This window comes from bacterium, from assembly GCA_021159335.1.
In the GTDB taxonomy this organism is placed as follows: Bacteria; UBP14; UBA6098; order B30-G16; family B30-G16; genus JAGGRZ01.
The window spans coordinates 1-24232 of the sequence record JAGGRZ010000143.1; the positions used below are offsets into that span (position 1 = coordinate 1).

At 28.8% G+C, this 24232-nt stretch carries 38 protein-coding genes; all 38 read left to right on the top strand.

All coding sequences use genetic code 11. The features are described from left to right. Positions 1–819: 819 nt before the first annotated feature. The 38 genes from J7J62_07685 to J7J62_07870 all read left to right on the top strand — a co-directional run bounded on the left by J7J62_07685 (position 820) and on the right by J7J62_07870 (position 24113). Positions 820–1005 (top strand): 4Fe-4S binding protein, encoded by a 186-nt coding sequence (locus tag J7J62_07685; protein MCD6125032.1) that lies wholly within the window; start codon positions 820–822, stop codon positions 1003–1005. Position 1006: 1 nt separating this feature from the next. Continuing rightward, positions 1007–1576, top strand: a complete 570-nt coding sequence (locus J7J62_07690) for a helix-turn-helix transcriptional regulator (GenBank protein MCD6125033.1) — start codon at positions 1007–1009, stop codon at positions 1574–1576. A gap of 105 nt (positions 1577–1681) precedes the next feature. Next, entirely contained in the window at positions 1682–1849 is a 168-nt protein-coding gene (locus J7J62_07695) for a hypothetical protein (GenBank protein ID MCD6125034.1), read from the top strand. A gap of 68 nt (positions 1850–1917) precedes the next feature. Further along, a complete protein-coding gene (locus J7J62_07700) occupies positions 1918–3735 on the top strand; it encodes a ribonucleoside triphosphate reductase (GenBank protein ID MCD6125035.1) in 1818 nt (605 codons plus the stop codon). Positions 3736–3744: 9 nt separating this feature from the next. Further along, complete coding sequence (locus J7J62_07705; GenBank protein ID MCD6125036.1) at positions 3745–4413, top strand: anaerobic ribonucleoside-triphosphate reductase activating protein; 669 nt, start codon at positions 3745–3747, stop codon at positions 4411–4413. A gap of 102 nt (positions 4414–4515) precedes the next feature. Then, complete coding sequence (locus tag J7J62_07710) at positions 4516–4779, top strand: hypothetical protein (GenBank protein MCD6125037.1); 264 nt, start codon at positions 4516–4518, stop codon at positions 4777–4779. Further along, a complete protein-coding gene (locus J7J62_07715) occupies positions 4769–5017 on the top strand; it encodes a 30S ribosomal protein S21 (protein MCD6125038.1) in 249 nt (82 codons plus the stop codon). The genes J7J62_07710 and J7J62_07715 overlap by 11 nt, the downstream gene beginning before the upstream one ends. Continuing rightward, on the top strand, positions 5004–5357 hold the full coding sequence (locus J7J62_07720) for a hypothetical protein (protein MCD6125039.1): 354 nt from the start codon (positions 5004–5006) through the stop codon (positions 5355–5357). Before J7J62_07715 ends, J7J62_07720 begins: the two co-directional genes overlap by 14 nt. Next, on the top strand, positions 5347–6957 hold the full coding sequence (locus J7J62_07725) for a hypothetical protein (GenBank protein MCD6125040.1): 1611 nt from the start codon (positions 5347–5349) through the stop codon (positions 6955–6957). The genes J7J62_07720 and J7J62_07725 overlap by 11 nt, the downstream gene beginning before the upstream one ends. Beyond that, a complete protein-coding gene (locus J7J62_07730) occupies positions 6908–7783 on the top strand; it encodes a hypothetical protein (GenBank protein MCD6125041.1) in 876 nt (291 codons plus the stop codon). Before J7J62_07725 ends, J7J62_07730 begins: the two co-directional genes overlap by 50 nt. A 12-nt stretch (positions 7784–7795) precedes the next feature. Beyond that, the gene (locus tag J7J62_07735; protein ID MCD6125042.1) at positions 7796–8047 is read left to right on the top strand and encodes a hypothetical protein; all 252 of its coding nucleotides are present in this window, start codon (positions 7796–7798) and stop codon (positions 8045–8047) included. Continuing rightward, positions 8013–8657 carry an orotidine 5'-phosphate decarboxylase gene (locus tag J7J62_07740; GenBank protein ID MCD6125043.1) on the top strand — a complete coding sequence of 215 codons (645 nt, stop codon included), beginning with the start codon at positions 8013–8015 and terminating at the stop codon, positions 8655–8657. The genes J7J62_07735 and J7J62_07740 overlap by 35 nt, the downstream gene beginning before the upstream one ends. Further along, the gene (locus J7J62_07745) at positions 8638–8808 is read left to right on the top strand and encodes a hypothetical protein (GenBank protein ID MCD6125044.1); all 171 of its coding nucleotides are present in this window, start codon (positions 8638–8640) and stop codon (positions 8806–8808) included. Before J7J62_07740 ends, J7J62_07745 begins: the two co-directional genes overlap by 20 nt. Then, positions 8805–9953, top strand: coding sequence for an NAD-dependent epimerase/dehydratase family protein (locus J7J62_07750; protein MCD6125045.1), 1149 nt, complete (start codon positions 8805–8807; stop codon positions 9951–9953). The genes J7J62_07745 and J7J62_07750 overlap by 4 nt, the downstream gene beginning before the upstream one ends. Next, on the top strand, positions 9950–10879 hold the full coding sequence (locus tag J7J62_07755) for a glycosyltransferase (GenBank protein MCD6125046.1): 930 nt from the start codon (positions 9950–9952) through the stop codon (positions 10877–10879). Before J7J62_07750 ends, J7J62_07755 begins: the two co-directional genes overlap by 4 nt. Then, on the top strand, positions 10869–11762 hold the full coding sequence (locus J7J62_07760) for a polysaccharide pyruvyl transferase family protein (protein MCD6125047.1): 894 nt from the start codon (positions 10869–10871) through the stop codon (positions 11760–11762). The genes J7J62_07755 and J7J62_07760 overlap by 11 nt, the downstream gene beginning before the upstream one ends. Beyond that, the gene (locus J7J62_07765; GenBank protein MCD6125048.1) at positions 11753–12529 is read left to right on the top strand and encodes a hypothetical protein; all 777 of its coding nucleotides are present in this window, start codon (positions 11753–11755) and stop codon (positions 12527–12529) included. Before J7J62_07760 ends, J7J62_07765 begins: the two co-directional genes overlap by 10 nt. Beyond that, a complete protein-coding gene (locus J7J62_07770) occupies positions 12504–13280 on the top strand; it encodes an SDR family oxidoreductase (protein ID MCD6125049.1) in 777 nt (258 codons plus the stop codon). Before J7J62_07765 ends, J7J62_07770 begins: the two co-directional genes overlap by 26 nt. Further along, positions 13264–13974 carry a hypothetical protein gene (locus J7J62_07775; GenBank protein MCD6125050.1) on the top strand — a complete coding sequence of 237 codons (711 nt, stop codon included), beginning with the start codon at positions 13264–13266 and terminating at the stop codon, positions 13972–13974. Before J7J62_07770 ends, J7J62_07775 begins: the two co-directional genes overlap by 17 nt. 54 nt (positions 13975–14028) lie before the next feature. Next, on the top strand, positions 14029–14337 hold the full coding sequence (locus tag J7J62_07780) for a hypothetical protein (GenBank protein MCD6125051.1): 309 nt from the start codon (positions 14029–14031) through the stop codon (positions 14335–14337). A 10-nt stretch (positions 14338–14347) separates the two neighbouring features. Continuing rightward, on the top strand, positions 14348–14884 hold the full coding sequence (locus J7J62_07785; GenBank protein MCD6125052.1) for a hypothetical protein: 537 nt from the start codon (positions 14348–14350) through the stop codon (positions 14882–14884). A 195-nt stretch (positions 14885–15079) separates the two neighbouring features. After that, the gene (locus tag J7J62_07790; GenBank protein ID MCD6125053.1) at positions 15080–16099 is read left to right on the top strand and encodes a hypothetical protein; all 1020 of its coding nucleotides are present in this window, start codon (positions 15080–15082) and stop codon (positions 16097–16099) included. Between the two features lie 4 nt (positions 16100–16103). Then, the gene (locus tag J7J62_07795; GenBank protein ID MCD6125054.1) at positions 16104–16889 is read left to right on the top strand and encodes a phosphatidylserine decarboxylase; all 786 of its coding nucleotides are present in this window, start codon (positions 16104–16106) and stop codon (positions 16887–16889) included. A gap of 1 nt (position 16890) precedes the next feature. Continuing rightward, positions 16891–17028, top strand: coding sequence for a hypothetical protein (locus J7J62_07800; protein ID MCD6125055.1), 138 nt, complete (start codon positions 16891–16893; stop codon positions 17026–17028). Next, on the top strand, positions 17013–17570 hold the full coding sequence (locus J7J62_07805) for a hypothetical protein (GenBank protein MCD6125056.1): 558 nt from the start codon (positions 17013–17015) through the stop codon (positions 17568–17570). The genes J7J62_07800 and J7J62_07805 overlap by 16 nt, the downstream gene beginning before the upstream one ends. Before the next feature lie 34 nt (positions 17571–17604). Next, on the top strand, positions 17605–17781 hold the full coding sequence (locus J7J62_07810) for a hypothetical protein (protein ID MCD6125057.1): 177 nt from the start codon (positions 17605–17607) through the stop codon (positions 17779–17781). Positions 17782–17791: 10 nt separating this feature from the next. Next, entirely contained in the window at positions 17792–18025 is a 234-nt protein-coding gene (locus J7J62_07815; protein MCD6125058.1) for a hypothetical protein, read from the top strand. Further along, positions 18022–19011 carry a type I glyceraldehyde-3-phosphate dehydrogenase gene (gene gap, locus J7J62_07820; protein MCD6125059.1) on the top strand — a complete coding sequence of 330 codons (990 nt, stop codon included), beginning with the start codon at positions 18022–18024 and terminating at the stop codon, positions 19009–19011. The genes J7J62_07815 and gap overlap by 4 nt, the downstream gene beginning before the upstream one ends. 2 nt (positions 19012–19013) lie before the next feature. Then, positions 19014–19436 carry a hypothetical protein gene (locus tag J7J62_07825; protein ID MCD6125060.1) on the top strand — a complete coding sequence of 141 codons (423 nt, stop codon included), beginning with the start codon at positions 19014–19016 and terminating at the stop codon, positions 19434–19436. Continuing rightward, positions 19433–21397: a hypothetical protein gene (locus J7J62_07830; protein ID MCD6125061.1), complete on the top strand. Its 1965-nt coding sequence runs from the start codon at positions 19433–19435 to the stop codon at positions 21395–21397. The genes J7J62_07825 and J7J62_07830 overlap by 4 nt, the downstream gene beginning before the upstream one ends. Positions 21398–21399: 2 nt before the next feature. Then, the gene (locus tag J7J62_07835; protein ID MCD6125062.1) at positions 21400–21657 is read left to right on the top strand and encodes a DUF1599 domain-containing protein; all 258 of its coding nucleotides are present in this window, start codon (positions 21400–21402) and stop codon (positions 21655–21657) included. Beyond that, on the top strand, positions 21654–21935 hold the full coding sequence (locus J7J62_07840) for a hypothetical protein (protein ID MCD6125063.1): 282 nt from the start codon (positions 21654–21656) through the stop codon (positions 21933–21935). Before J7J62_07835 ends, J7J62_07840 begins: the two co-directional genes overlap by 4 nt. Before the next feature lie 2 nt (positions 21936–21937). Then, positions 21938–22153 (top strand): hypothetical protein, encoded by a 216-nt coding sequence (locus tag J7J62_07845; GenBank protein MCD6125064.1) that lies wholly within the window; start codon positions 21938–21940, stop codon positions 22151–22153. Positions 22154–22341: 188 nt separating this feature from the next. Next, entirely contained in the window at positions 22342–22530 is a 189-nt protein-coding gene (locus tag J7J62_07850; protein MCD6125065.1) for a hypothetical protein, read from the top strand. After that, a complete protein-coding gene (locus tag J7J62_07855) occupies positions 22523–23074 on the top strand; it encodes a hypothetical protein (GenBank protein ID MCD6125066.1) in 552 nt (183 codons plus the stop codon). The genes J7J62_07850 and J7J62_07855 overlap by 8 nt, the downstream gene beginning before the upstream one ends. Positions 23075–23087: 13 nt before the next feature. Continuing rightward, complete coding sequence (locus tag J7J62_07860; protein MCD6125067.1) at positions 23088–23288, top strand: hypothetical protein; 201 nt, start codon at positions 23088–23090, stop codon at positions 23286–23288. Between the two features lie 34 nt (positions 23289–23322). Next, the gene (gene pyrE / locus J7J62_07865; protein MCD6125068.1) at positions 23323–23886 is read left to right on the top strand and encodes an orotate phosphoribosyltransferase; all 564 of its coding nucleotides are present in this window, start codon (positions 23323–23325) and stop codon (positions 23884–23886) included. 17 nt (positions 23887–23903) lie between these two features. Beyond that, a complete protein-coding gene (locus tag J7J62_07870; GenBank protein ID MCD6125069.1) occupies positions 23904–24113 on the top strand; it encodes a hypothetical protein in 210 nt (69 codons plus the stop codon). Positions 24114–24232 lie beyond the last annotated feature (119 nt).

Here is a 24232-nt window from a genome sequence, read left to right on the forward strand (position 1 = left end):
AATATTAAATTTTTAATATAGTTTTTAAGAAAATTTTTGACAAAACACTTTACAAAATTTGTTAACATGCGGTTATCTACAAATACAAGCTACAAACTATAGAGAAATCTTATAGGGTCTTCTGGTCTGTTATATTATAAGTATATATATATTATAGATATCTAGCTAGTAGCCTATAAAACCAACATCCCATAACACAGAACTAACAAAAAAAATATATAGAGAAAAAACATAGCAACAACAAAAGAACCTAACACCACTCAAAAGCTAATTCCAAAGCTAGTTCATTTGCGTACAAATAGAACCATACAGATTCACTTGCTATGTCCCAAGCACTCACAAACGTCCTATAGGGTCCATCCTTTATTTGTAAGCTGAAAGTAAGAACTAATAACAATCCATTCAAACTTTAACAACCAGAGTTATTTTGTTAGAACTTCCAAAGAATAGTCACTCGTAACAAATATTCCGTACGAAACACTCATACAACTTATGCATCATGACAAACAACTATAAAAAGGTTTGCTAGTAAAAGAATATTTCCAAAGTCTTCAGGGATAATCCACACTATGTTCTCTATACAAATACCCAGGAGCTTGCTTATTCCATACTCAGAGATTAAATCCAAAATCAATCAGGGTGTTCAAGAGGCGCCGCAAGCGGCGTCAAATCTACATTTTCGTGAATTCCAAAAAGAAATCTTTACAAGAATTTTACATTTTTAAAAAATTGGAATTTTGCAAATTTCCGCCCGCCACCGTGCCTGCATTTGTCAATCTCAGTACTTGACAAATTAATTTTTTTATTTACACTGTTACTATGTGGAAAATAATTCACATAGTAGATTGTTGTAGTGGATGTGGCGAATGTGTGGAAATTTGCCCTAATGGTGTATGGGAATTAATTGGAAATAAATCACAACCAACTAATGCAGATGAATGCATAGGCTGCGGTAATTGCATGGAAAGTTGTCCTAATGATTGCATCAAAATAGAAAGGAGTTAAAATGGATTTCAATGCTTTTTTAGAATTTTTAGATCTACTTTATGGAAAACATCTTAGCCAAAATAAAGTGCAAAAATTATTAGGAATTTCCAAAAGTAAATTTTCAAGATATAAATCTGGAAAGGCTGATTTTCCAAAAGAAAAAGCAAGAAGTTTTTTAGAAAAATTTCTTTTGGAAAAAATCCATAATAGTTTGGTGAAAAAACAAGATGCTGAAAAAGAATTTGAAATTAATGGAGTGCAGGCCAAACTTGTGCACATAAATGATGCAAAAGATGCATTATGCGAAACATGTGAAAAATCGGGACATTGTTCGGAAGAACTTTATGTTTTCAAAAAAAGTGCTAGACTAGGTGAAGATTTTGTTTATATTGTGATTGCTTGTCCATATTATTCCAAAAAAGAGAAAACTGAAATTAGGCCTGATATAGTGATCAATTTTTTAGATTATTTGATGAATACACATCCTGATAAAGTTTGCAAAGAAGCAATTAATTTATTGCACAAAATCAAACTTGGAAAACATAAAAAAATTTTGGAAGATTTAAACAGGAGATTAAAAAATGCATGAATTGGCTATTTGGTATTGCATTTGGGTATTTGCAATTTTAATAGCAATTTGTTATATAGCAAGTAAATAGTTTAAACAATTTTGAAAATGCAAATGAAAAGTGAAATGGCATTTATGGGAAAGTTTATAGAAGATATTGAGTTTGATATTGCCGTACAGATGCCGCCATTAAAGGAATGGTTTGTACGAGTAAAAATAAAAAGTATAGAAGAAGCAAAACCTTGTATTATAGAAAATTTCATTCAAAATGAGAAAAAATTGAATGAACTTTAAATAATTTGGGACTTGACAAAAGAAAAAAATTGATTTAAAATAAAACTACTTTATTTTTGGAGGAAAGAATGAAACAAATTTTTTCCTTTCTAAAAAAAGCATTTCAATTTTTAAAATCTTCTCTATCCAATTCTATTGGCGCAATCGGCCAAATAAAGAATAGGGTTTTGGATTATTTAGAGAGAAAAGATTGGCGTGAAAGAGAAAATGCTAATACTGTATATTCTTTAGCACAATTAGAAAAATACTTGGCTGGACACGAAATTGCAGAATATTGTTTGGAAAATTTATATAAAGGCGACATTGCAGATGCGCATAAGAATGGTTATTTTCACATTCATGATTTAAATATGGGCATTGCTCCATATTGTTGTGGATTTGACACTTATCTAATATTATCTAAGGGATTTCCACCTGCTATTTCTAATACAGCATGTTCTTCATCACCAAAACATTTTAGTTCTGCGCTAGGACAATTAGTTAATTTTATTGGTACTGTTTCAAATGAAATAGCTGGTGCAGTAGCATTAAATGATTTTGATATACTTTTAGCACCTTATCTAGAAGTTGATGAATTAAGTGACAAAGAAATCTATCAAAGATTGCAGGAATTTATATATAGTATCAATGTTCCAAGTCGCTTCTCCCAAAGTCCGTTCGTCAATCTTACAATAGATTTTACAGTACCAAATTATCTTAAAAATCTCCCAGTTTTCGTTGGAAAACCATTAGATATAACTTATGGTGAATACAAAAGATTGCAAGCTTTGATGAATAGAATAAATAGAAATTTGCTAAAACTTTTAATTAGAGGCGATTCACAAGGAAGGCCTTTTACTTTTCCAGTTATCACAATAAACATCACGAAAGATTTCAAGCAGAGAGTTCCAGAAGACATTCAGGAATTATTATGGGAATGGACTGCATATAAAGGTGGTGGATATTATCAAAATATGGTTTCAAGTAATCTAGACGTTTCAGATATTAGAGCAATGTGTTGCCATTTGCGTTTAGATTTAACTGAATTAAAGCGAAATGTAGGAACTTCAATTGGCGGAAGTTCCCCACAGACTGGAAGTTTAGGTGTAGTAGATATTAACTTACCACTTATAGCTCAAAATTATGGACTTAATAGATTTTTTCAAACTTTAATTACTTATGTGAATCTTGCTTGTCTTGCATTGATTAAGAAAAGGCAAAAAATAGATAAATTGTGGGAATGTGGTTTATTTCCATACTTAAAGCATTATCTTAAAGATTTTTCACATCATTTTTTAACTGTTTCAGTTCAAGGTGCTTGGGAAGCATGGATTTTTCTAGGAAAACCTAATAATTTTACAGATTTCTGCATAAAAATTGCTAATTTAATCAATCAAGAGATTTTGAAATGGCAACAAAAGACTGGGTATTTGTTTAATCTAGAAAGCGCACCTGGAGAAGGATGTTGCTATAGATTTGCAAAATTTCTCAAAAATTTTGATAGAGAATTTATTACTAATGGATTGAACTTACCTGTAGATTATTCAGATGATTTATATGACTATGTAAGACATTATGACAAAATTTTACCTTTGTTTACAGGTGGAAGTATATTTCTTATTTTTACAGGAGAACGTTTACAACCATATTCTATTTGGCCTTTAATTAGGATGCTTACATATAAAACTAAAATTCCATATTTTGCAATTACACCAACTTTTTCTTATTGTCCTAAATGCAAATGCACTTATCAAGGTAAAATGGAAAAATGTGAAAAGTGTGGAACTATATGTGAAATTTATGATCGTGTAGTTGGATATTATAGGCCAACAAAATTGTGGAATAAAGGCAAACAAGAAGAGTTCAAAAGAAGGAAAAGATTCAATTTAAATAATAGATCACCATAGGAGAATAAAATGGAAATCGCAGGTTTTACACCGTTTTCAACTATTGATTATGAAGGGTTTTTATCAACTGTAATCTACACACAAGGTTGCAATTGGAATTGTATTTTTTGTCATAATTATCATTTGATTCCTAAAAAAGAGGGCAATTTTTCATTAGAAAGCACTATTGGCTTCATAGAAAAAAGAAGATTGTTAATTGATGGAATAGTTATTTCAGGCGGCGAACCTACCTTACATGAAGATTTACCTGAATTTTGCAGGAAAATTAAACGATTAAAATTATTGATTAAATTGGATACAAATGGAACTAATCCTGACTTATTAGAATTTCTCATTCGGAAAAAATTAGTAAATTATGTAGCTATGGATATTAAAGCACCGTTTGATAAATATGAAAAAATTATAAGAACTAAATTTCCAATGGAAAAAATTAAAAAATCAATTAAAATTATTAAATCAAGCAACATTCCGCATGAATTTAGAACTACTATTCATAGTTCATTATTAAATCTTGAAGATTTGAAAGATATTTTGCAAATAGTTGGAAAAAAGCATAAATATTATTTACAATTAGCAAATCCAACTGAAAGATTTAATGTTCCGAATCAATTTACTAAAAATTTCTTGCAGGAATTTATTAAAGAACATAATGAATTTTTTATAAAAATTAGGGCTTGACAAATTGAAATTTTGAAGTAAAATTAAGAGAAAAGGTGGTGATTTAAAACGGTAGAAAATGAAAGATTAAAAATTAAAAAAGGATTTACACGTGATGGGGCTTTGTCTTATGCAATTATTTTAAAAAAAGCTCGTGTTGCAATTTATCTTGGAACTGAAGAAAAAATTACTTTAATTAAACTTCTTAGGGATGTTTTGAAAAAAAGCGAAAGTTCGGATAAAGTTGGTTATGGTACTTATATCAGTTTTGGCAATAATGAAATTCTTATCTTTTTAACTATGGAAGATGTTAAGTTCATTTTGAAAAATATTCCTTTAGAACTACATGAAGAAAACTTAGTTTTAGAAGAAAAAAATGGAAGATAGGATTATTGAAGAAAAGGAAATTGATCCAAAATTTGAATTTATGCTTAGACGATTCGTTGAAGAAACTAGTCCTATAATTAAGGAATTTCGTGAAAGGCAGTTTTATAAAAAACCAAGTGAAAAGAAACGTGAAAAGATAATAGCTAAACAAAGAAAAAAAGAAGCACGTAGAAGAAGGCGCTTACGGTTAAGGTTTGCAAGAATCAAAAAGAAAAAGAAGAAAAATGGAAGAAATTAATGAAAAAATTCTAATTGAACAAGTAAATGAAGCACTTAAAGAAGTTAAAGCCGATGTATTGAATTCCCAAGAAGGAAAAAGAAAAAAATTACTAATTTTAACAATAGTCGAGCAACTCGGCATTGCCAGAAGTAGGTTATATGATTGCAATATTCCAGGAACAGGTAATGAGAAATTAGCTGTTTCTTATCAATCTAATATAATTCGTCTTTTAGAATTATTAGCTAAGGTTACAGGTTTGATAAAAGAGAAAGTTCCTAAGAAAAAGACTAATGTTCTTGCACAAGAGGAAATTGAAAAATTAGAAAAAGATTTAACTAAGAACTTATATGAAAGATAGTATTAGAATTAATGGTAAGGAAGTACCCATCAGTGTTGCTAGACAATTATGTGATAAAAACATTCGTATATTCATATCTGTCTGTTTTAAACATAAAATTTATAAACCATTAAGTCCATGTCATGATGCAATATTAGATGTTTTTCAAAATGAAGTTGGAAAAAGGAAAAAGATAAGAAAAGTAATCATTGCTCCACGTGGACATGGAAAAACAACTTTAGATGAAATTGTTATTTTATGGTTAATTTGTACCAGAAGAAAACGTTATTGTTTTTTATTAAGAGCTTCTGATACTTTAGCTGAACAAAATCTATTATCTATTAAAGATGAATTAGAAAATAATCCTTATTTAACATTAATTTATCCAGAAGTAGTTGGTATTGGGCCCATTTGGCGTGGAAATTTCATCGTAACTAATAATAATGCAGCTATCAGTGCACGTGGTGCTGGCGCTAAAGTTAAAGGAAGTAAGTATTTAAATTATAGGCCAGATATGATAATAATCGATGATATATGTTCTAGGGAAGATGTTCTATCAAAATCTAGAAACAAAGAAATATATGAATGGTTTACAAGGGATGTAATGAAAGCTGGCGATGACAATACAGATATAGTAACAACAGGAACATTAATGGGTAAAGAGCATATACTTTACAAGTTAATGACTTCCAAAGAATTTGCTTCTTGGGAAAGCGTAAAATTTAAATCAATAATTAAATGGCCCGAAAGAATGGATTTATGGGATGCATGGGCTGAAATATATACAGATAGGACAAATCCAGATAGATTCGAAGAAGCAAAAAAGTTTTATTTGCAACATAAAGATGAAATGGATAAAGGTGCTGATATCTTATGGAAGAAAGGCGAAACCCTTTATGATTTAATGTGTGAATATTATGGTGAAGGTAAACAGCAATTTCTTCTAGAAAGACAAAATGAAATCTTAGAAGATATTGATAGAGCATTTAGGATTGAAGAATATAGATTTATAGAAGATACAGAAGAATTTCTAAAAGATAATTGGGCTACTTTAGTGTTTTATGCTTATGTTGATCCAACAATAGGTGAAAAGAAAGTTCATGGAAGAAGCACACCAACATTATTTTCTATAACTGTTTTGGCTAAAGCCTATGAAAATGGAAGTAAAATATATTATGTAGTAGAAAATATTTCAAAAGTTTGCAGGCAAACAGAACAATTTGAAATAATCGCATCAATAGCAGAAAAATTTCCATTGTCTAGATTATATGTTGAAACCACAGGTGGCCAAATTTTTTATTTAAATGCATTAAAAAGTTATTTTAGAGAAAGAGGACTGAGGCCCATTCCAAGAGCTGCAAAAGTAATGGCAACTAAAGAAAAAGATATAAGAATCCGTTCATTAGAACCATATTTGGCTAATGGAACTATAGTATTAAACAGAAAAACAGCCGAATTGAATATGGAAATAATGGAATATCCAAATTGTACTTATAATGATGCATTAGATAGTTTGGCTGGATGTTTTCTTAATTGCCATACGACATTTGTACCCAAATTTTACTGTCCAAGTGAACCAACGGAAATGGATAGAATTAAACAAGTATTGGAGGAAAATTAAGATTTTTGCTTGGGATAGTATAATTCAAACAGAAAACGGCGTAATATTTTTGGGCGATTTTTATAATGATAGCCCTAGAATTCAAATTCCAAAGATTTATGCACTTGCATCTTATGATAAATTCGTTGAGTTACCAAAAATTATAAAATATGTTGAAAGGATTCCTGTTACTTGTTTAATGACACCATTAGGTTATATTTCTGCCACAGAAGACCAAATAATAAATGGTAAAGCAGTAAAAGACTATAAAGTAGGTGATAATTTATATATTTTGATCGGAAGGCGCCTTTATGGGAAAAATAAAGGGCATGTAGATTTAGCCAATAAAATGTTTTTTTATAGTTTAATTTATAAACATCCCAAAAAAAGGTTTTTTGAAAATTATGGTATAGAATCTGATGAACTAGAAACGATTCCAAAAGTAATTCAGAGTTATGACAGAGATGGAATTAAAAAGTTATTGAATTTGTTGTTTAAATCTATACAAAAAAAGTCGGTTCATGATTCAGTGTATTTTAAAGTTCAAAATGTTTTGGCAAGAAATTTTTTGATTTGGATTCTAAATAATGAAAATGTTCCTTTTAAAGTCAGATTTTCAAGAAGGCATACTAGCTTTACTATTTATAGACCAATACTGAATGCTCTATTAGTTTGGTGTGGTATTTCTAGAAATATATATGATGAGAAATTTTTAGATGAATTACGTAATGGAACTTCAAATATAAAAGTTTCTTCTATTAAGATTACTAAAATTTATAGAAATATAATAGCTGAAGCTTATGATTTGAATGTTAATCCTCTGATAATAAATAACTTTTTGATATAGGGGTGAACGACAATGGAATGGATTAAGGAAGCAGGATTTTTCGGTTTGATAATGTTTATTTTTAGTTTGATAGTTTCCCAAATACGTTCATTGAGAAAAGAATTTCGTGATGGATTGAAAGACATCACAGATAATCATTTGAGTACCATTTATGAAAAATTGGAACAACATTCTAGGGAAATTGCAGAATTGTCTGGTTTTATTAGAGGAATTTTAAGGAGGAATAAGAATGAAAATTCAAGTAGCATTGGACATTCTAGATAGAAATAAAGCGTTAGAAATTACAAGACAAGTTGCCCCTTATGCAGATATCATTGAAGTTGGAACACCATTACTAAAAGCACAAGGTATGGGCATAGTAAGGAAAATAAAAGAAGAATTTCCTTATCTATTAGTTTTAGCTGATACTAAAACAATGGATGTAGGTGCTTTGGAAGCTAAAATGGCATTTGATGCTGGAGCAGATATAATGACCGTATGTGCCCAAGCTGAGCTAGAAACGATAGAGTCAGCAATTATGCAAGCAAAAAATCAAGATAAAAAGGTAGTGGTTGATTTCATTGGCGTCAAGGAAAAAATTTCAAGGGGAAAAGAAATTGAACTATTTCTTCCTGATTATTTCAGTTTTCATATTGCGATTGACGTTCAAAATTCTAAAGGAATTCCATTCAATGAAATTGAAAAATTCTCTAAGTCATTTTCAATTCCAATTGCAATAGCTGGTGGTCTAAAACCAGAAGATATTAAATATTTAATCCAATTTAATCCTGAAATATTGATTTTTGGGAGTTATATTACTAGATCGAAAAATCCAAAAGAAGCAATTTTAAAAATTAAGGAGGAAATATATGCGAATGAGAAAAAAAGTATTTAAAGATTCATTAGGATTAATGGCATTAGAAACTTATCAAAATTTGGTCTATAATATTGATGAAAATGAAATTGAAGATTTAGAACTTAAATACCATTATTATCAAATATTAAAACATTTGGAAATTATTATTAATAAGGTGAGAAATAAGTGAAAGTTCTAATCTTAGGAATCGATGGGTTTGTTGGCTGGACATTAGCATTACATTTAGCAAATAAGGGCCATAGAATTGCAGGCGTTGATAATTTCAATAGGCGAAAATGGGTAAGAAATATGCAGAGCCAATCTATAACTCCAATTCTCCCGATGGAAGAAAGAATTAAAGTTTTCTTCAAACGTTTTGGTTATAAATTAAATTTTTATCATGTAAACATAATTAATCCTTTATTATTAGGTGATATATTTTCTAGAGAAAAACCAGATTGTATAGTACATTTTGCAGAACAACCGTCTGCTGCTTATTCCATGAAAGATGTTAAATCATGCCTTGAAACATATAAGAATAACATATTAGGAACATTGTCAGTTCTTTGGAACGTTAAAAAACATTGTCCAAAAACACATATTTTACATGCTGGTACTATGGGCGTCTATTCTTATGATTTACCTTTTATACCAGAAGGTAATTTTGAAATAGAAATGGATGGCAAAAAATTAATTATCCCATATCCAAAATTAGGCGGAAGTTTCTATCACACTAGCAAAAGCTGCGATGCAATAAATCTTGAATTTGCATCTAAAATTTGGAATTTAAAAATTACAGATGTACATCAGGGAATTATATATGGGATTCATTCTGAGGAAATGAATGACGATAGTTTGTTAACACGTCTTGACGTTGATGAATCCTTCGGCACGGTAGTTCACCGATTTGTAGCCCAAGCTGTTTCGGAGATACCACTCACTTTATATGGTAAGGGGCATCAAAAAAGAGGATTTATACCATTATGTGATGCCGTACAGTGCTTTACTTTACTTTTGGAAAATCCTCCAAAACAAAATAATTATCGTGTTGTCAATCAATTTGAAAATGTATATACTATTACACATATAGCAAACAAAGTTGTTCAAATTGCTAATGAATTTGGAATTAATGCAAAAAAATTAAATATTAAAAACCCAAGAATTGAATTGGAAGATAATTATTGGTATAATCCGATCCATAAGGAATTAAAAAAATTGGGTTATAGACCTTCAACTACATTGGAAAAAGAAATTAGACATTTATTCAGGATTATGATAAAATTTAAACATAGAATTAAAAAAGAAATTTTAATACCAAAAATCAGTTGGAAATGAAGATTTTAGTTTATTTACCAAGAATTTTTAGAATTGGCGGCTCTATTTATGAATTATTGTCTTTTGCAGATTTTTTTAGATCATTAGGTTATGATGTTCATGTTCATTATGATTCTGTATCCAATAGTCAGATAGAAAATATACCGAATCTATTGAAATTCTACAATTTGAAATTTTTGGATGAAGATGATTTTAAATTTGAAATAAACGAGAAAAATTATGATTTAATATTTACTAGAGCTTTTTATGCACATAAATTCAGAATTCCCACGATTGCTTGGTGTATCGTATCTGGATTTCGTATTTCAAATAACGTAATTGAATATTGGGCAAATTGCAACACAACACGAAAGAGACTTCAAGTTGATTCATTAACGATATTTCCGCCACATGATTATTCTATGTTTAGGCCTTTAGATCTAAATACTGAAAGAGACATTGATGTTTTAACTGTCATAAGGACAAATGAATTTAGGGATAAAGGCGGGTTTGATTTTGTAGAAATTCATAAAAAATATCCAAATAGTTTAATGATAACAACAGTTACGAATCAACAAGACTTGGAATTTCTCAAGAACCTTAATATCAAATTTGTTTATAATTTACCTAGAGTGGAAGTTGCCAGATATATGAAAAGAAGTAAAGTTTTTGTCTTGGCTTCTTATAGAGAAAGCTGTCCCTTGGTAATATACGAAGCACTTAATGCAGGATGCATTATAGTAACTAGAAATGTTGGATGTGTAAAGGAACAATTGGGTTCATTAGGATTCATTTGTTCTAATCCGATTGAATGTATTGAGCAGGCTTTATCAATTAAAAATAGAGAAGATTATATCAAACAAGGTATGAAATTTGACGTTGCTAATGTTGGATATAAAATTAAACGAAGATTAGATTATATCAAGGAAAGGCTAAATGAACGATAAAGTAAAAAAACTAAATGAAATATTATGTAATCAAATAATAACCAATTTGAAAGATTTACCGAAAAAATTGATCTTTGCTGGGTTTCCTGTTCCAGAATTGAGCAATGTTGGTGATTATTTAATTGCAGCTGGTCTAATAAAATTGTTTAGAATTCTTAATATCGAATATGTAATTTGCAAATATGGCCGAGACTTGCCCAATTATGATTTGCCAATATTAATTCGAGGTGGTGAATATAGTTCAGCTTCTTTAGGAATGCGAGATGTTTTCAAATGGTTTTTCCAAGCTAAAAATAGAAAGATAATTTTTGCGCCAACGAGCTTTGTAAGAGATTTCGATAAACATTGTGCATTATTTTTTGAATTACCAAAAATAGAATATGTTTGTTTTAGGGAAAAAACAAGTAAGGAATACTTTGAAAAAAATTTGCGTATTAGAATTCCAACAAAGTTAGTACCATGTCCTAGTATTTTATTATATAATGAATTTGAAAATATAATACCCAAAAATAATATATTGATTATTTATCCAAATACTGAAGAAACTCCGTTATTGATTAAAATTTCTTCAATGTTAAGGAAATATATTAAAATTAGATGGTTATGGAATGATAAGGATAAGAAAATTTTGAATAATTTGTCATCAAAAGATGCAATAGAATATGCTAAAGAATTTGCATACAATCGATTGTGTGAAGCCAAACTAGTTATTTCTAATAGAATGCATGGTAGTTTAATACCCGCTATATTAGGAATCAATGTCATATCTTTTAATGGACTTACGCATAAAGTAAAAAGTTTTTATAATACTTACCTAAAAAATTATCCTAATATTAAATTTGTAGAAAACAATAATGATTTGGAAAATCTAAAATGGATATAAAATTAACACAAACATTAATAATGTGTGATTACAATAATCCTGAATTAAGTAAACAATTTTTCCATCGTGCCATAAGAAGTATAATAAAATATCAACCTGCTGACGAAATTTTATTATTAGAAGATTGTAGCTGGAATGTTTTTGAGGAAAGTAAACATTATAGGAACGCTGATGTGAATTGGCCATTTACAATTATTAAACAGAAACCAATAAAATTGAAAGATATAAAATGTAACATTCATAAACATCTCAAGCCTGAGCAAATATTGAGATATTGGCATCATACTAAAGATTTAGTAATAAATTCCGTTTTATATGCAAAATATGACTGGGTTAGGACATTGGATTTGGATGATGAAATTAGGTTTAATATCAAACCAATTATTCAAAGGATAAATTCAAATGAAAAAGTCGCATCTATAATTGGATGCACTCTGATATATGATGAGAGATTGAAGAATACTAGTAAATATCCATATAAAGAATGTTTTCATCTAGGTAGTGGTTCTGCAAACGTTTTTAGAAAGAAAGCAATTGTCAAGGCTGCAAAATTTTGGGAACCTGGGCCTTGGCCAGATTTTGTTCTAATGAAAATAATACAAATACTAGGATTTGAAATTTATAGTTCAAACGAAATATTCTCAATAACATATATAAATAATTGGAACACTCGTTTTAGACATAAACATTTATATGTTCCATGGAAAATAGTTGAAAAAAATATTGAAGAATTTATGAGAAATGAAGGTTTTGATTACAGGCTCTAAAGGTTATATTGGGGCTAATTTGAAACATTTTCTAAAAAACAGGAATGTTCAATTTATAGAATGTGATTTGCCCAATTGCGATATAAGACAATTTGAAAAATATAAATTTGAAAATATAAATGCGATAATTCATTCAGCTGCTATAAGTGGTTTGAAAAATTGTATTATAAATGCATTAGAAGCATATGAAACTAATGTTTTAGCAAGTTATAAGCTAATTGACTTTTGTTTGGAAAAAAGAATCCCATTTATCTTTACTTCTTCACAAGCAGCAAAAGGAACTTCTTACTATGGATATACAAAAGCTTGTGTAGAAGATTATATAATCGATAAATGCAAATTTGGCTTAAAATCATATATATTTAGATTAACTAATGTCTATGGTGGAATTGATTTTTTAAAGAAAAAGAATACTGTAATTAGCAAATTCTTAAAGCAGTATAAAAATAATGAAAAATTAACCATTTATGGCGATGGAAATCAAAAAAGGAATTTTATACATGTGCTGGATGTTTGTGAAATAATATACTTAGCATTAAATTCTAAAGTTCCATGCTGCACTAAGATTGATATTGGATCTGACGATACAATTAGTATAAATGATTTAGCAAAGTTATTTAGTACAGATGTTAATTATACAACTGGATTAGTTGGTAATAAAAATGTAAGTTTGAACTTGGAAGAAATGAATAAATTTTATAAATGCAAATATAAATTAAAAGATTGGTTAAAGGATGAGATTAATAATTAATTTAACATCAGATAATTTTGAAATTAGAAAGGAAACTAGAAATATTTGCTTTGCAATATTGGATCAACGACTTCCCAATAAAAAGGATAGATACGTGTTAAATGTTTTTGGTGGAGACGAGTCGCCAAAGAAAGCTGATTTTCATTACAAAGGTAATTTCACTAAAAGAGAAAATTTAGCACATGCATTCGAATATGCATTAGAAAATTATAATAAAAATGATTTATTTTTAGTTTTAGAAAATGATGTTATAATTTGCTACAATTTCATTGATGTTGTCTTTTATTTTGAAAATTTAAGAAAGGATTCGAATAGCATTATTTCAGGTTTTAGCCACAGAAAGGATACGATTAAAAGTTTTATTAGTTCTAATTTCAAATTACATTTGATGACATTTCCAAATTCATATTATGGTTCTTCTACGTGTTTTTGGTTGAGATTGTGGCAAATTGAACAATTATATGAATTTCAAAAGAAAACATCACCTGTATCGCCTAAAGACGCTCAAGATTTATTAATTAGAAAATGGTTAATGGAAAATAAAATGACTTATTATGTAACGATTCCCAATATAGTATCTCATTTTGGTTATCATTCAACAATTTATTCTAGGACAGTTTTGGGATTAAGAGAAAGTTTTTGTTTTCTTCATGATCCAATGGGATTACAATTTCCAGAAAAATATGGTACTTGACAATTTATAAAAAAGTGATTATCATTGTTTTAAAGGGTTAAAAGGAGGAAAATTATGGAAGAAAAATTAAAAGGGTTGGTTAAAGAAGAGGAAATGACTTTAGATGAATTTTTGGATATTGTAAAGGAACAATATCGAGAAGGTAGCCACATTTCAGTGTTTGTTAGTAATCCTGAATTAGGTACATTTCATTTTGAAAATTTTCCACATGATATAGCGGTTACTTATTTTGATGTCTTAACAGCATTAGCTATTCTTTACAAAGGTGTAGAACGTAATGTTGATTTCCAAGAATTTGCCGAGAAAACAATAAATCATTTAAGTGAATTATTAAATGATTTAATGCCAGTAGAAATTCAATAAGGGGTTTTTTATGGAAAAGTTAATTAGACAAAATAAAATTATATTTGTGGCTAAAGAATCAATTTTTTTGCCTGAAAAGAAAACTACATTGGCAATTGGTTATGATTGTAGAATTAATTTGAGCGAAGGGATAGAAGAATCTAGTGAATACGGAATTCAAAAAATTTTTACTAAAAATGGTGTTCTTTATACAACAAAAGATTGCATTTATAAGTTTTCTTTAGGATTTAAATTATATGTTCCACCACCTATTAAAGCTATTATTAGACCTAGAAGTTCTACTGTATATCGTTTTGGATTGATTTTTGTCGATAGTGGTGTTATTGATAATGATTACTTTGATACTGTCAACTTCAGCTGTTATGCAATTAGGGGCTTAGTGCCAATTAATTCACAAGAAAGAATTGCGCAATTGCTATTTTTTGATAATTATGGTAGGGAAGAAATAGAAACTATTGTAGATGAAGAAATTTATAATAATTTCAAACAAATAATGAAAAATTATATTCAGACTAATAGAGAGGGTGGATATGGATCAACTAATTGACGAATTTGGGACGAACGATTATTATTGTCCCCATTGCAAATCAAAAATGGAAATTAAAATGCTTTTAGTAGCACAATGGACAGGAAGAAAATATAAACTTTATTATCAAAATTATTTGATATGTTCTAAATGTCAATATATGATTCCAGAATTTATAGTTAATGAAAAATCTTTAATTGATCTGGAGGCATTAAAATGCAGTTTATAACATGTCCATATTGTAGAAAGGGATTTTATGTAAAAACCATAAAAGAAGAAGAACCATTTAGTCCTAAACCTTCAGATTTAAATATTGAAGTTTTTGTTATGGCCCCACCTTTCCATGTGGATTTTAATATTGCTAATAATATTTGGATGAAAGAATTACCTAAGGAAGAAAGAAAGATTGATAAAGAAAAATTTATGTCACAATGGATGGATTTATATCAAGTTGTATCGGCAGATTCTATGATTCTTTTAATGCCAAGTAAGCCTAACTTGCAAGATATTACATTTGTAAATTCATTTGTTTCATTATATCTTCCATCTAAGCAAGATTACATAATAGTAATTAGTAAATTTAAGGCTGAAGGTAGGGAAGGTGAATCTGAAGTTGCTAAAGAATTTCTCCAATCATTTGGTTATGAAACTATTCAACCTGAAACATACTTAGAGGGTTATCCAGAGATCAAGCTTGTAACAATAGACAATGATAAAGCCATTTATTGGGGGAATTACGGAATAAGAACACAATCTGAAACTCATGATTGGTTAATGAAACAATTTGATGATATTTATATTATTAAAAGTGAAGTTACAGATGAATATTTATATCACGGCGATTGCACATTTTTTATGCTAGATAATGAAAACGCTATGGTTTGTACTAAAGTAGTTAAAAGAAAACCTATTCGTGAATTAGAGAAATATGTAAATATCTATCCAGTAGATAAAGATTGTGCATATATGGGAATATGTAATAGTTTAAAACTAGGAACTTCATTGGTAATAAATGCATCTAATCTCCATAGAATGTCTAAAAAAGATAAATATTATGATTTAGAAGTGAAAAAAAATGAAACTTTAGAAAAAATCTGCAATGAACTTGGAATTGAGGTAATGTATCTAGATTTGAGTGAAGCAATGAAGATGGGTGCTCTTTTAAGTTGCTTTATAACTCCTTTAAATTATCCAAACTTAATCCTTTTGCCGCCAGACTTAATAAAAAAGGGATAGAAAAATGAAATTATTAACTGAATGGTTAAATTCTGAAGAAACGAAAAAATTAAGAAAAATCAGCATTCATAGAATGTTAGAACAAGTTTTTTTACGTGATCCAATGCGCACCATTTATTACGATCCTGAAATTATGTATAGTCCAGTAGATGGAGTGGTCTTGTATGTCCATGAAAAAATAAATCCAAATGATGAAATAGTTGATATCAAAGGAAAAGTTTATAATTTAAAAAAGGTATTAGAAGATGAAAATTATAATTCGCCAAGTATAGTAATTGGCATATTTTTAACATTTTTTAGTGTGCATATGAGTAGGATTCCAACAAATGGGTTTGTAAAAGTAAGAAGCGTTGATCCAATAATAACAAACAATTTATCTATGCGTGACATGGAAAATGACATATTAAAACAAATAGTACATCCCAAAAGGTTTAGAAGAAGTCTAGAATTTCTATATTACAATCAGAGGGATATTGTTGAAGTAATACATCCGTTAGGTTTTAAATACTATGTAATTTTAATTGCTGATCAAGAAGTAAATGCAAACGTCTTTTTAATAGATGAAGATGGCGAATTTGTCAATCAAGGTGATAGACTTGCAATTATAAGATGGGGAAGCTTAGGCGAATTAGTAATTCCACTAAACAATCAAATAGAATTTGAATGTTTACTAAAAAGTCCAAAAAAGACAGAAGATTTTGTATATGTAGAAGCTGGAATTGACCCATTAGTTAAAATAAAATCAAAGAAAAAGGTATTAGGTAATAACTTTTTCAAAGAGGTGAACTGAAATGGCACAAGTTATAACAGTTAAAAAACTTCCAAAGCAAGGTAAAGCTGGTGTTATTTATAAATACAAAAATAGATGTTTTAGATGGACAGGTAAAAAACCATTAATATGGAGAATTACCAAATGTCCAAACAAATAAAATATTTAGCTTACAAAGGAACTGATTGGTTAGCTAAAGTTATTAGATGGGAAACGCAAGGTGAATATTCCCACATAGCATTCATCTTTGATGATGAACATACAATTGAAGTTTGGCCTGACAGCTATAAGGAATTATTAAATTGCAGATGGAAAGTTAGGAAGATTTTTGATGGTTACAAAAAAGGCGATGAATATGAAATTTGGGCATTGGATGTAAATATGGCACAATATGTTTTGATAAACAACTTTTTTGTTGGTTTAGTAAGGAAAAAAGCTAAATTTGACTATTGGGCTGGATTTGGATTATTTTTAAAGTGGAAAAAAGAAAAAAAGAATCAATATTTTTGTTCAGAAGGATGCATTTATCCACTAATAGAAGTATTCAAGCTTGATCATATAGTTCCATGGAAAGTTACGCCTGATATTTTTGTTTGGATAATACAATCACTTGGTGCTAAAATAGTTGATAGTGGCATAATTTCTAAACATATATCAAGTGGACAATCAATAAAAAACTTAACACTTGACTTTGCAAAATAGAATGATTATATTTTAAAAAAAAGAGGAGGTTAAGATGAACAATTTATATCAAAAAATTTTAGATGAAGAAATTGTAAAGCCACAACTTAAAAAACAAGTTGGATGGATAAATGATTTTATTTTGCAAAGTCCTTGGAATAAAAAATTAACTTATTTCAATAGTGGGCTAGATTTTTATGAAAGGCCAATAAATGAAGAAGAAGATATTTAAGGAGGTTAAAATGAATAACATAATTAAAATTAAAAATGTAGTTTTAATAGGTAAGTTTGATGAAAAAGAAAGAGATTCTATTCTTTCACAATACCCCAATAGTAGATTGATAGAATGTGGACCAATTACTTCAGATATTAGAGCAACTTTATATCAAATAAATGATTGTATAGAAAAACATGATCCTGAAATAGTTATTTTAAAAAGAGATAGAGAAATGGAAATTTTGGGGAGGGATGAATGAGAGTAGGTATTAATGGATTTGGAAGAATTGGGCGATTAATTTTTAGAGCAGGATTTAAAAGAAACATTGATTTTGTAGCAATAAATGATTTACCAACACCTGTTGAAACTTTTGCACATCTCCTAAAATATGATTCCAACTATGGTGAATTTGACGTTGATATAAAAACAAAAGAAAAAATGCTTATTGTGAATGGAAAGGAAATTAGAATTTTTAGTGAGAAAAATCCAGGTCTTATACCTTGGAAAGAATGCAAAACAGATATTGTAATAGAATCAACAGGTGTATTTACAAAAGCGGAATTAGCAGGTCTTCATAATGTAAAGAAAGTCATTATCTCAGCACCATCGCCTAATGCCGATGTAATGATTGTTATGGGCGTAAATCATCAAGACTATAGACCGTATCACAGAATAATCTCTAATGCATCTTGCACAACAAATTGTTTAGCACCGATGGTTAAAGTGTTAGATGAATGTTTTAAAATAAAAAAGGGATTAATGACTACTGTTCATTCCTACACAAATGATCAAAGAATATTAGATTTGTCACACAGAGATTTGAGAAGGGCAAGAGCAGCTGCAATATCAATGATTCCTACAACAACAGGTGCAGCTAAAGCCATAGGAAAAATATTTCCACATCTAGAAGGAAAATTAAATGGAATCGCAATTAGAGTTCCAACATCTACTGTTTCTTTAGTTGATTTAGTTGTAGAAGTGGAAAAATCAACTAATATAAATGAAGTTAATGATGTTTTTAAAGAAGCAAATGAAACATATTTAAAAGGAATTTTAGGTTATTGTGAAATTCCCTTAGTATCTTGTGATTTCAAAGGGAATCCAAATTCTTGTGTTATTGATGCAGGATTTACAGATGTCATTGGAAATAATTTAATAAAAGTTTTAGGATGGTATGATAATGAATGGGCATATTCAATGCGCATAATAGATTTAATTAAATATATTTCAAAGATGGAGGTATAAAAATGAAAAAATACATTATTACTTCAATTTTATTATTAATTTTTCTTGCAAATATTCTTTTTGCTGCTCAAACCCAAAAATCATTTTCTACTGTTATTGCTTCTGTTACTAGAACATTTAAAGCTAATTGGAATTATAACTGTCCTGCTGAATTAGAAATTCATTTCAAGTTATATATAAAAGATGGGGATCAATGGATATTAATCAAACAAATGGATTCGTATTGTACTCAAGAAGATCAAGAAACAAAACATTTTGAAGAATTATTTGAGTATGAAATACCTGCTTTGGGTAAAGATTATATTTTCGGAATGACTGCTGTGAATAGGGAAGGTACTGAAAGTGATATAGTCCAGTGTACAGTACATATTCCACTACCTAAACCCGAAGCAGTACAAAATTTTAAGGTGGAGGTACAACAATGAACGAAATAAGAAAAGTCTTATTTAAAAAACCAAACGTAAATGGTTTTGGTTTTGGAAAATTGGTTAGAAATGGAAAAGAAACTGGCGAAGGTATTGTTGTGACAGTTACGAAGAAGTTGTCACCAGATAAACTTTCGGCTAAGGATATGATTCCACGGATGATAGATGACATACCAACAGATGTAGTTGAAGTTGGTGAGATTAAATTACTGGGTCACGATATTCCTTGGCCTGAAAAAAATGAAGATAAAAAAGAAGATATAAAAGAAATTAAAGGTTGGCATCACGTTGATAGGACTAAAAAATTTAGACCAGTACCTTTAGGAGTATCTGTGGGTAACATATGTGTTCGTGGTGAAACACGTGTAATAACTGAAAATGGACTCAAAAAAATAATGGATATAAAGATAGGAGAAAAAGTGCTAACTCATAAAAATCGATTTAAAAAAGTAGTTAAAGTCTTCAAAAGGCGATATGTAGGACAAATTCTTAAATTCAGAGTTGCTGATCCTAGAGGAAAGCAATGTGGGTGGATAACTATAACTCCTAATCATCCTGTATTAATTTACGACAAGAAAATGAACAAACCCAATTGGATTGAAGCTAAAGATTTAGAGATAGGAGATTATGTTTTTGTCCAAGCTTCAAAATGTAAATATTGTGGTGAACCAATTCCTTATTTTTATGAATATTGCAATAAACATTATGCAACTTTGACTAAACCTAAGGTTAGAACTGATATATCAATAAAACATTCAAATCGTTTGGTGGGAAGTAATAAGCATTATTACGAAGATATTCTACCTGCTGCAAGAGAATTAGAGAAACAAGGATTTCGTGTCATTCCTATAGGAAAAGCAATTCCAGATATTATTGCGATAAAGGATAATAAAGTTTTTGCAGTTGAGGTTGAAAATTTAAGATGTCCTTCTTGGATTCCAAATTATGACAAATATCCAAATGAGATTTCAGCTTATGTTGATGATATTATGTGGATAATTAAAAGGAAAGAACCAAAACATAACATTAAAAAGATTCATTATGTTCCAAATATATTAGATGGATTTGTTGCAATTCCTATAGCAGAAAAACAAATCTTAAATATTCCTGAGAGAAGAAGTAAGAATAGACCAAGTAAATTTTTTGTCTATAATCTTGAAGTAGAAGAAGATAATACTTATGTAACAAGAAATATGATATTACATAATTGTATAACCGCTGGAACTTCAGGTTTTTTAGTTAAGAAAGACGATGAAATAATGATGGTATCTAATAATCACGTATTCGCTTGTGTAAACAAATGTGAAATTGGTTCTCTCATTGTACAGCCTGGAACTTATGATACGAATAATACTAAAATGCCTGAAAATCGTATAGGTACTTTATATGAATATGTACCCATTAAAACCATATCTTGCCCTTATTCAAACGCTATTGTTTCTATTTTAAACTTTCTTGCCAAATTAGTAGGCAGTAAATTCCGCTTCCAATATAAACCAGTAGATTTTTCCAAAGATATACCTAAGAATAAAGTGGATTGTGCTTTATGTCTTTTAGATGATCCAGATATAGCTATTCCTAAACCATTAGAAATAGATACAGATTGTTATGAAGGGTTAGCTGATGTGGAAGTTGGCGATATAGTAATTAAAACTGGACGTACTACTGGCGTAACACTTGGCACTGTACGAGCTACAAATTATGAATGTCGTGTTGCTATGAATAAAGAAATGACTGAATTTGCTTATTTTGAAGATCAATTATTAATTGAACATATACCAGATAAATTTAGTGCACCTGGTGATTCTGGCTCTGGTGTTGGTAAGACTATCGAAGGAAATTTATATTTAGTTGGTTTATTATTTGCAGGAAGTGATAAAGTCACTGTTGTCAATAAGATTTATAATGTTTTTGAAGCTTTACATTTGAATCCAGATTCACTAGTAAGAAATGAGGTGTAAATATGAAGGAAATCTTGGACAAAATTTTAAATAGGATTAGAGATACAATCTTAATAAAAAACGAACGTTATGGAAATTCATTTCAGCAAACTATTGAAGAATATGGGCCAATAGCGCTTCTTATTCGTTTAACAGATAAGTTGAACAGGCTAAAAACTGCATATAAACATCGTGAAAGTATGGAAGATACATTATTGGACATCGCAGGTTATGCGATATTAGGCTTGATTGAAATAGAAAATAAGAAAAAAGAAAAATGAAAATAGGAAACGGCATCTATTTTGTTTTTCTTAATGGTAAACATATTTTAACAAAAAAAGTAAAGGATAATGAAGGTAAAAATTATTTCCCTTCAGGAATTCCAATACCATTGACGGAATTTACCATAGAAGAAAAAGAAAATAAAATAATGTTTATTTATAAACATTTACCTTTTTATGACATTTTAGAACCAATATCAAAAGCTGCTTTTAAAGGCAAAATCTTCTCGTATGGAAAAGAATGGTTTGATTTTATACTTATCAAATATGAGGGATAAAAATGAAGAAAGAAGATAGAATTTGTTTATATTTCTTCAGTTATAGATTTCAAAATTGTGAATACCGAAGATTCTTTGTAGATGGCCTTTTCCACTGTCTTTGCAGTAATGGTGAATGCAAGGAGTGTATGGAAAGATATTCCAAACCAAAAAGTGAATTAGATCCAAATTTATTGGAATTGTTAAAGGAAATAAATCTCAAAATAAAGGGTAAATAAGATGCAACAAGTAATGAAATGTAAAATTTGTAATAATATAATTGAATGTAAATTTCAATTTGATAAATTGACGGGCGAAAGGGTAATAATTTGCCCTAATTGTCAAGCACGTTATTTAAGATGCGGCGGCAATCCAATTGACATTACATCTGAACCTGATAAAATAAAAATTGTATGGAGATAAGAATATGAAAGAAAAACATAGAACTAATAGAAGAGAACATTTAGTTAGAATTTTAAGAAGAAGTAGAATTTTAGAAGAAAAGCCATATAAAGGCACAATGATTCATAAAAATAAAACTAAATATAACAGAAAAAAAGAAAAAATAGAAATAAGAAAACAAATTGATGAATATTGGGAGGAAGATTATGAATAATTTTGATAAAATTTTTGATTTCATTATAAAAGCAGAAGGTTTTTATTCACACCATGTACACGATGTAGGAATAGGTTTTTATGGTATTACGGAAAGATGGCATCCCGAAGTTTTCAAAGAACTTGAAAAAGTGAATTTCAATAAAGAAATTTGTAAGGAAATTGCCTATAATTTCTACTATCAAAATTATTGGTTAAAATCAAATATTGGCAAATTGCATTATCCAATCAATTATTATGTTATGGATTTTGCAGTAAATGCAGGAAGAAGGAGGGCTATTTATACACTGCAAAGAGTTATTAATGATTTTATGCCAATAAGTTATGGTGACTTAAACTTTACAAAAATTAAAGTTGATGGAATCATTGGAGAAAAAGAAACTATTCCAACTGCTAATATTTTATTAGATACTATGAAGTGTCATTTTTGTTGTGAATACTTAATAGAAAGAATAGAATTTTATACAAAACTAAAGAAGTTTAAATATTTTGGAAGAGGTTGGTTAAATAGAGTCTTAAAATTAGTAGATAAATTTCCATTTTAAAATGGAGGTAAGCATGTCACATTTAAAAAGTAATATGCCAATAGATAAACTAAAAAAATATATCATTTATAAAACTAAACCTTTTTTGCTAACAGGCAAAAACATCGAAGAATCTAGAGAAATTTTTGAATATTCAAAACGCAGTTTACCTGATGTTTTAGTTGTAAGAAAGGGATTTTTTGAAGAAACTATTTGGAAAGGATTAGTTAGATAGAATTTTAAAGTTAAGAGATAAATTTTCATCTAAAATGGAAAAATTTAGAAAATTTGCTTTAAAACGAGCCATTGAAAATAATGCATTAATCTTTAAGAAAACCAAACTTTCTTCTGGAAGGATAACTAACTACTATTTTAATATCAAAAGAATTTCTCTTCATCCCCAATACATTAATTTAATAGCCGATCAAGTATTAAATATCTTAATAGAAGAAAATTGTCACTGTATTGGCGGTTTAGCTTTAGGTGCTATTCCGTTAGTATCTGCTATTGTGACAAAAAGTTGGGATTTAGATTATTCTATATATGGTTTTTATATAAGACCAAATCCTAAAAACCATGGTTTACAGAATCAAATAGAAGGTTACTTAATAAAAAAATCAAAAATTTATCTTATTGATGATGTCATTACAACTGGAAATTCTATTTTGAATGCAATAGATATACTAGAGAGATATGGGTACAAAGTTGATAAAGTTATTGTTATAATAGATAGATCAAAAGGCATTGCTAAACAAAAGTTAATCAATAAAAATATAAAATTAATGTCATTATATTTAGCAGAAGAATTCGTCGTATTGACAAATAAAAATTAAATGTTAATATAAAATACATGAAGACTAGTCCTAGAATTAGAATAAGTAATAAGGGAATTAGGGAAATTAAATTTGGTAAGATTAAGTATGTAATTAAGAAAAAGGAAAAAAATAAAAAGGAAAAATTTGATGAAATTTGGAATCAAATGAAGCATTTATTTAGGCCAATCAAATTAAATAAAAGACAAAAGAAAAGGAAAATGATTTATGAACAAAAAAATAAATAAAAAATGTTTCATTATAATTTTCAATTTATTTTGTTTAAATTTTATTTTTAGTTCAGATATGCCTAAAAATAATCTCTGGAGAAAAACTTATAAAGAATGTTTCATTCAATGTATTAAAG

Excerpts from the sequence above, each read along its gene's own strand:
- J7J62_07685 (MCD6125032.1), top strand. The coding sequence starts at position 820 with ATGTGGAAAATAATTCACATAGTAGATTGTTGTAGTGGATGTGGCGAA.
- J7J62_07690 (MCD6125033.1), top strand. The coding sequence starts at position 1,007 with ATGGATTTCAATGCTTTTTTAGAATTTTTAGATCTACTTTATGGAAAA.
- J7J62_07695 (MCD6125034.1), top strand. The coding sequence starts at position 1,682 with ATGGCATTTATGGGAAAGTTTATAGAAGATATTGAGTTTGATATTGCC.
- J7J62_07700 (MCD6125035.1), top strand. The coding sequence starts at position 1,918 with ATGAAACAAATTTTTTCCTTTCTAAAAAAAGCATTTCAATTTTTAAAA.
- J7J62_07705 (MCD6125036.1), top strand. The coding sequence starts at position 3,745 with ATGGAAATCGCAGGTTTTACACCGTTTTCAACTATTGATTATGAAGGG.
- J7J62_07715 (MCD6125038.1), top strand. The coding sequence starts at position 4,769 with ATGGAAGATAGGATTATTGAAGAAAAGGAAATTGATCCAAAATTTGAA.
- J7J62_07720 (MCD6125039.1), top strand. The coding sequence starts at position 5,004 with ATGGAAGAAATTAATGAAAAAATTCTAATTGAACAAGTAAATGAAGCA.
- J7J62_07725 (MCD6125040.1), top strand. The coding sequence starts at position 5,347 with ATGAAAGATAGTATTAGAATTAATGGTAAGGAAGTACCCATCAGTGTT.
- J7J62_07735 (MCD6125042.1), top strand. The coding sequence starts at position 7,796 with ATGGAATGGATTAAGGAAGCAGGATTTTTCGGTTTGATAATGTTTATT.
- J7J62_07740 (MCD6125043.1), top strand. The coding sequence starts at position 8,013 with ATGAAAATTCAAGTAGCATTGGACATTCTAGATAGAAATAAAGCGTTA.
- J7J62_07745 (MCD6125044.1), top strand. The coding sequence starts at position 8,638 with ATGAGAAAAAAAGTATTTAAAGATTCATTAGGATTAATGGCATTAGAA.
- J7J62_07755 (MCD6125046.1), top strand. The coding sequence starts at position 9,950 with ATGAAGATTTTAGTTTATTTACCAAGAATTTTTAGAATTGGCGGCTCT.
- J7J62_07760 (MCD6125047.1), top strand. The coding sequence starts at position 10,869 with ATGAACGATAAAGTAAAAAAACTAAATGAAATATTATGTAATCAAATA.
- J7J62_07765 (MCD6125048.1), top strand. The coding sequence starts at position 11,753 with ATGGATATAAAATTAACACAAACATTAATAATGTGTGATTACAATAAT.
- J7J62_07770 (MCD6125049.1), top strand. The coding sequence starts at position 12,504 with ATGAAGGTTTTGATTACAGGCTCTAAAGGTTATATTGGGGCTAATTTG.
- J7J62_07775 (MCD6125050.1), top strand. The coding sequence starts at position 13,264 with ATGAGATTAATAATTAATTTAACATCAGATAATTTTGAAATTAGAAAG.
- J7J62_07780 (MCD6125051.1), top strand. The coding sequence starts at position 14,029 with ATGGAAGAAAAATTAAAAGGGTTGGTTAAAGAAGAGGAAATGACTTTA.
- J7J62_07785 (MCD6125052.1), top strand. The coding sequence starts at position 14,348 with ATGGAAAAGTTAATTAGACAAAATAAAATTATATTTGTGGCTAAAGAA.
- J7J62_07790 (MCD6125053.1), top strand. The coding sequence starts at position 15,080 with ATGCAGTTTATAACATGTCCATATTGTAGAAAGGGATTTTATGTAAAA.
- J7J62_07795 (MCD6125054.1), top strand. The coding sequence starts at position 16,104 with ATGAAATTATTAACTGAATGGTTAAATTCTGAAGAAACGAAAAAATTA.
- J7J62_07800 (MCD6125055.1), top strand. The coding sequence starts at position 16,891 with ATGGCACAAGTTATAACAGTTAAAAAACTTCCAAAGCAAGGTAAAGCT.
- J7J62_07805 (MCD6125056.1), top strand. The coding sequence starts at position 17,013 with ATGTCCAAACAAATAAAATATTTAGCTTACAAAGGAACTGATTGGTTA.
- J7J62_07810 (MCD6125057.1), top strand. The coding sequence starts at position 17,605 with ATGAACAATTTATATCAAAAAATTTTAGATGAAGAAATTGTAAAGCCA.
- J7J62_07815 (MCD6125058.1), top strand. The coding sequence starts at position 17,792 with ATGAATAACATAATTAAAATTAAAAATGTAGTTTTAATAGGTAAGTTT.
- gap (MCD6125059.1), top strand. The coding sequence starts at position 18,022 with ATGAGAGTAGGTATTAATGGATTTGGAAGAATTGGGCGATTAATTTTT.
- J7J62_07825 (MCD6125060.1), top strand. The coding sequence starts at position 19,014 with ATGAAAAAATACATTATTACTTCAATTTTATTATTAATTTTTCTTGCA.
- J7J62_07830 (MCD6125061.1), top strand. The coding sequence starts at position 19,433 with ATGAACGAAATAAGAAAAGTCTTATTTAAAAAACCAAACGTAAATGGT.
- J7J62_07835 (MCD6125062.1), top strand. The coding sequence starts at position 21,400 with ATGAAGGAAATCTTGGACAAAATTTTAAATAGGATTAGAGATACAATC.
- J7J62_07840 (MCD6125063.1), top strand. The coding sequence starts at position 21,654 with ATGAAAATAGGAAACGGCATCTATTTTGTTTTTCTTAATGGTAAACAT.
- J7J62_07845 (MCD6125064.1), top strand. The coding sequence starts at position 21,938 with ATGAAGAAAGAAGATAGAATTTGTTTATATTTCTTCAGTTATAGATTT.
- J7J62_07850 (MCD6125065.1), top strand. The coding sequence starts at position 22,342 with ATGAAAGAAAAACATAGAACTAATAGAAGAGAACATTTAGTTAGAATT.
- J7J62_07855 (MCD6125066.1), top strand. The coding sequence starts at position 22,523 with ATGAATAATTTTGATAAAATTTTTGATTTCATTATAAAAGCAGAAGGT.
- J7J62_07860 (MCD6125067.1), top strand. The coding sequence starts at position 23,088 with ATGTCACATTTAAAAAGTAATATGCCAATAGATAAACTAAAAAAATAT.
- pyrE (MCD6125068.1), top strand. The coding sequence starts at position 23,323 with ATGGAAAAATTTAGAAAATTTGCTTTAAAACGAGCCATTGAAAATAAT.
- J7J62_07870 (MCD6125069.1), top strand. The coding sequence starts at position 23,904 with ATGAAGACTAGTCCTAGAATTAGAATAAGTAATAAGGGAATTAGGGAA.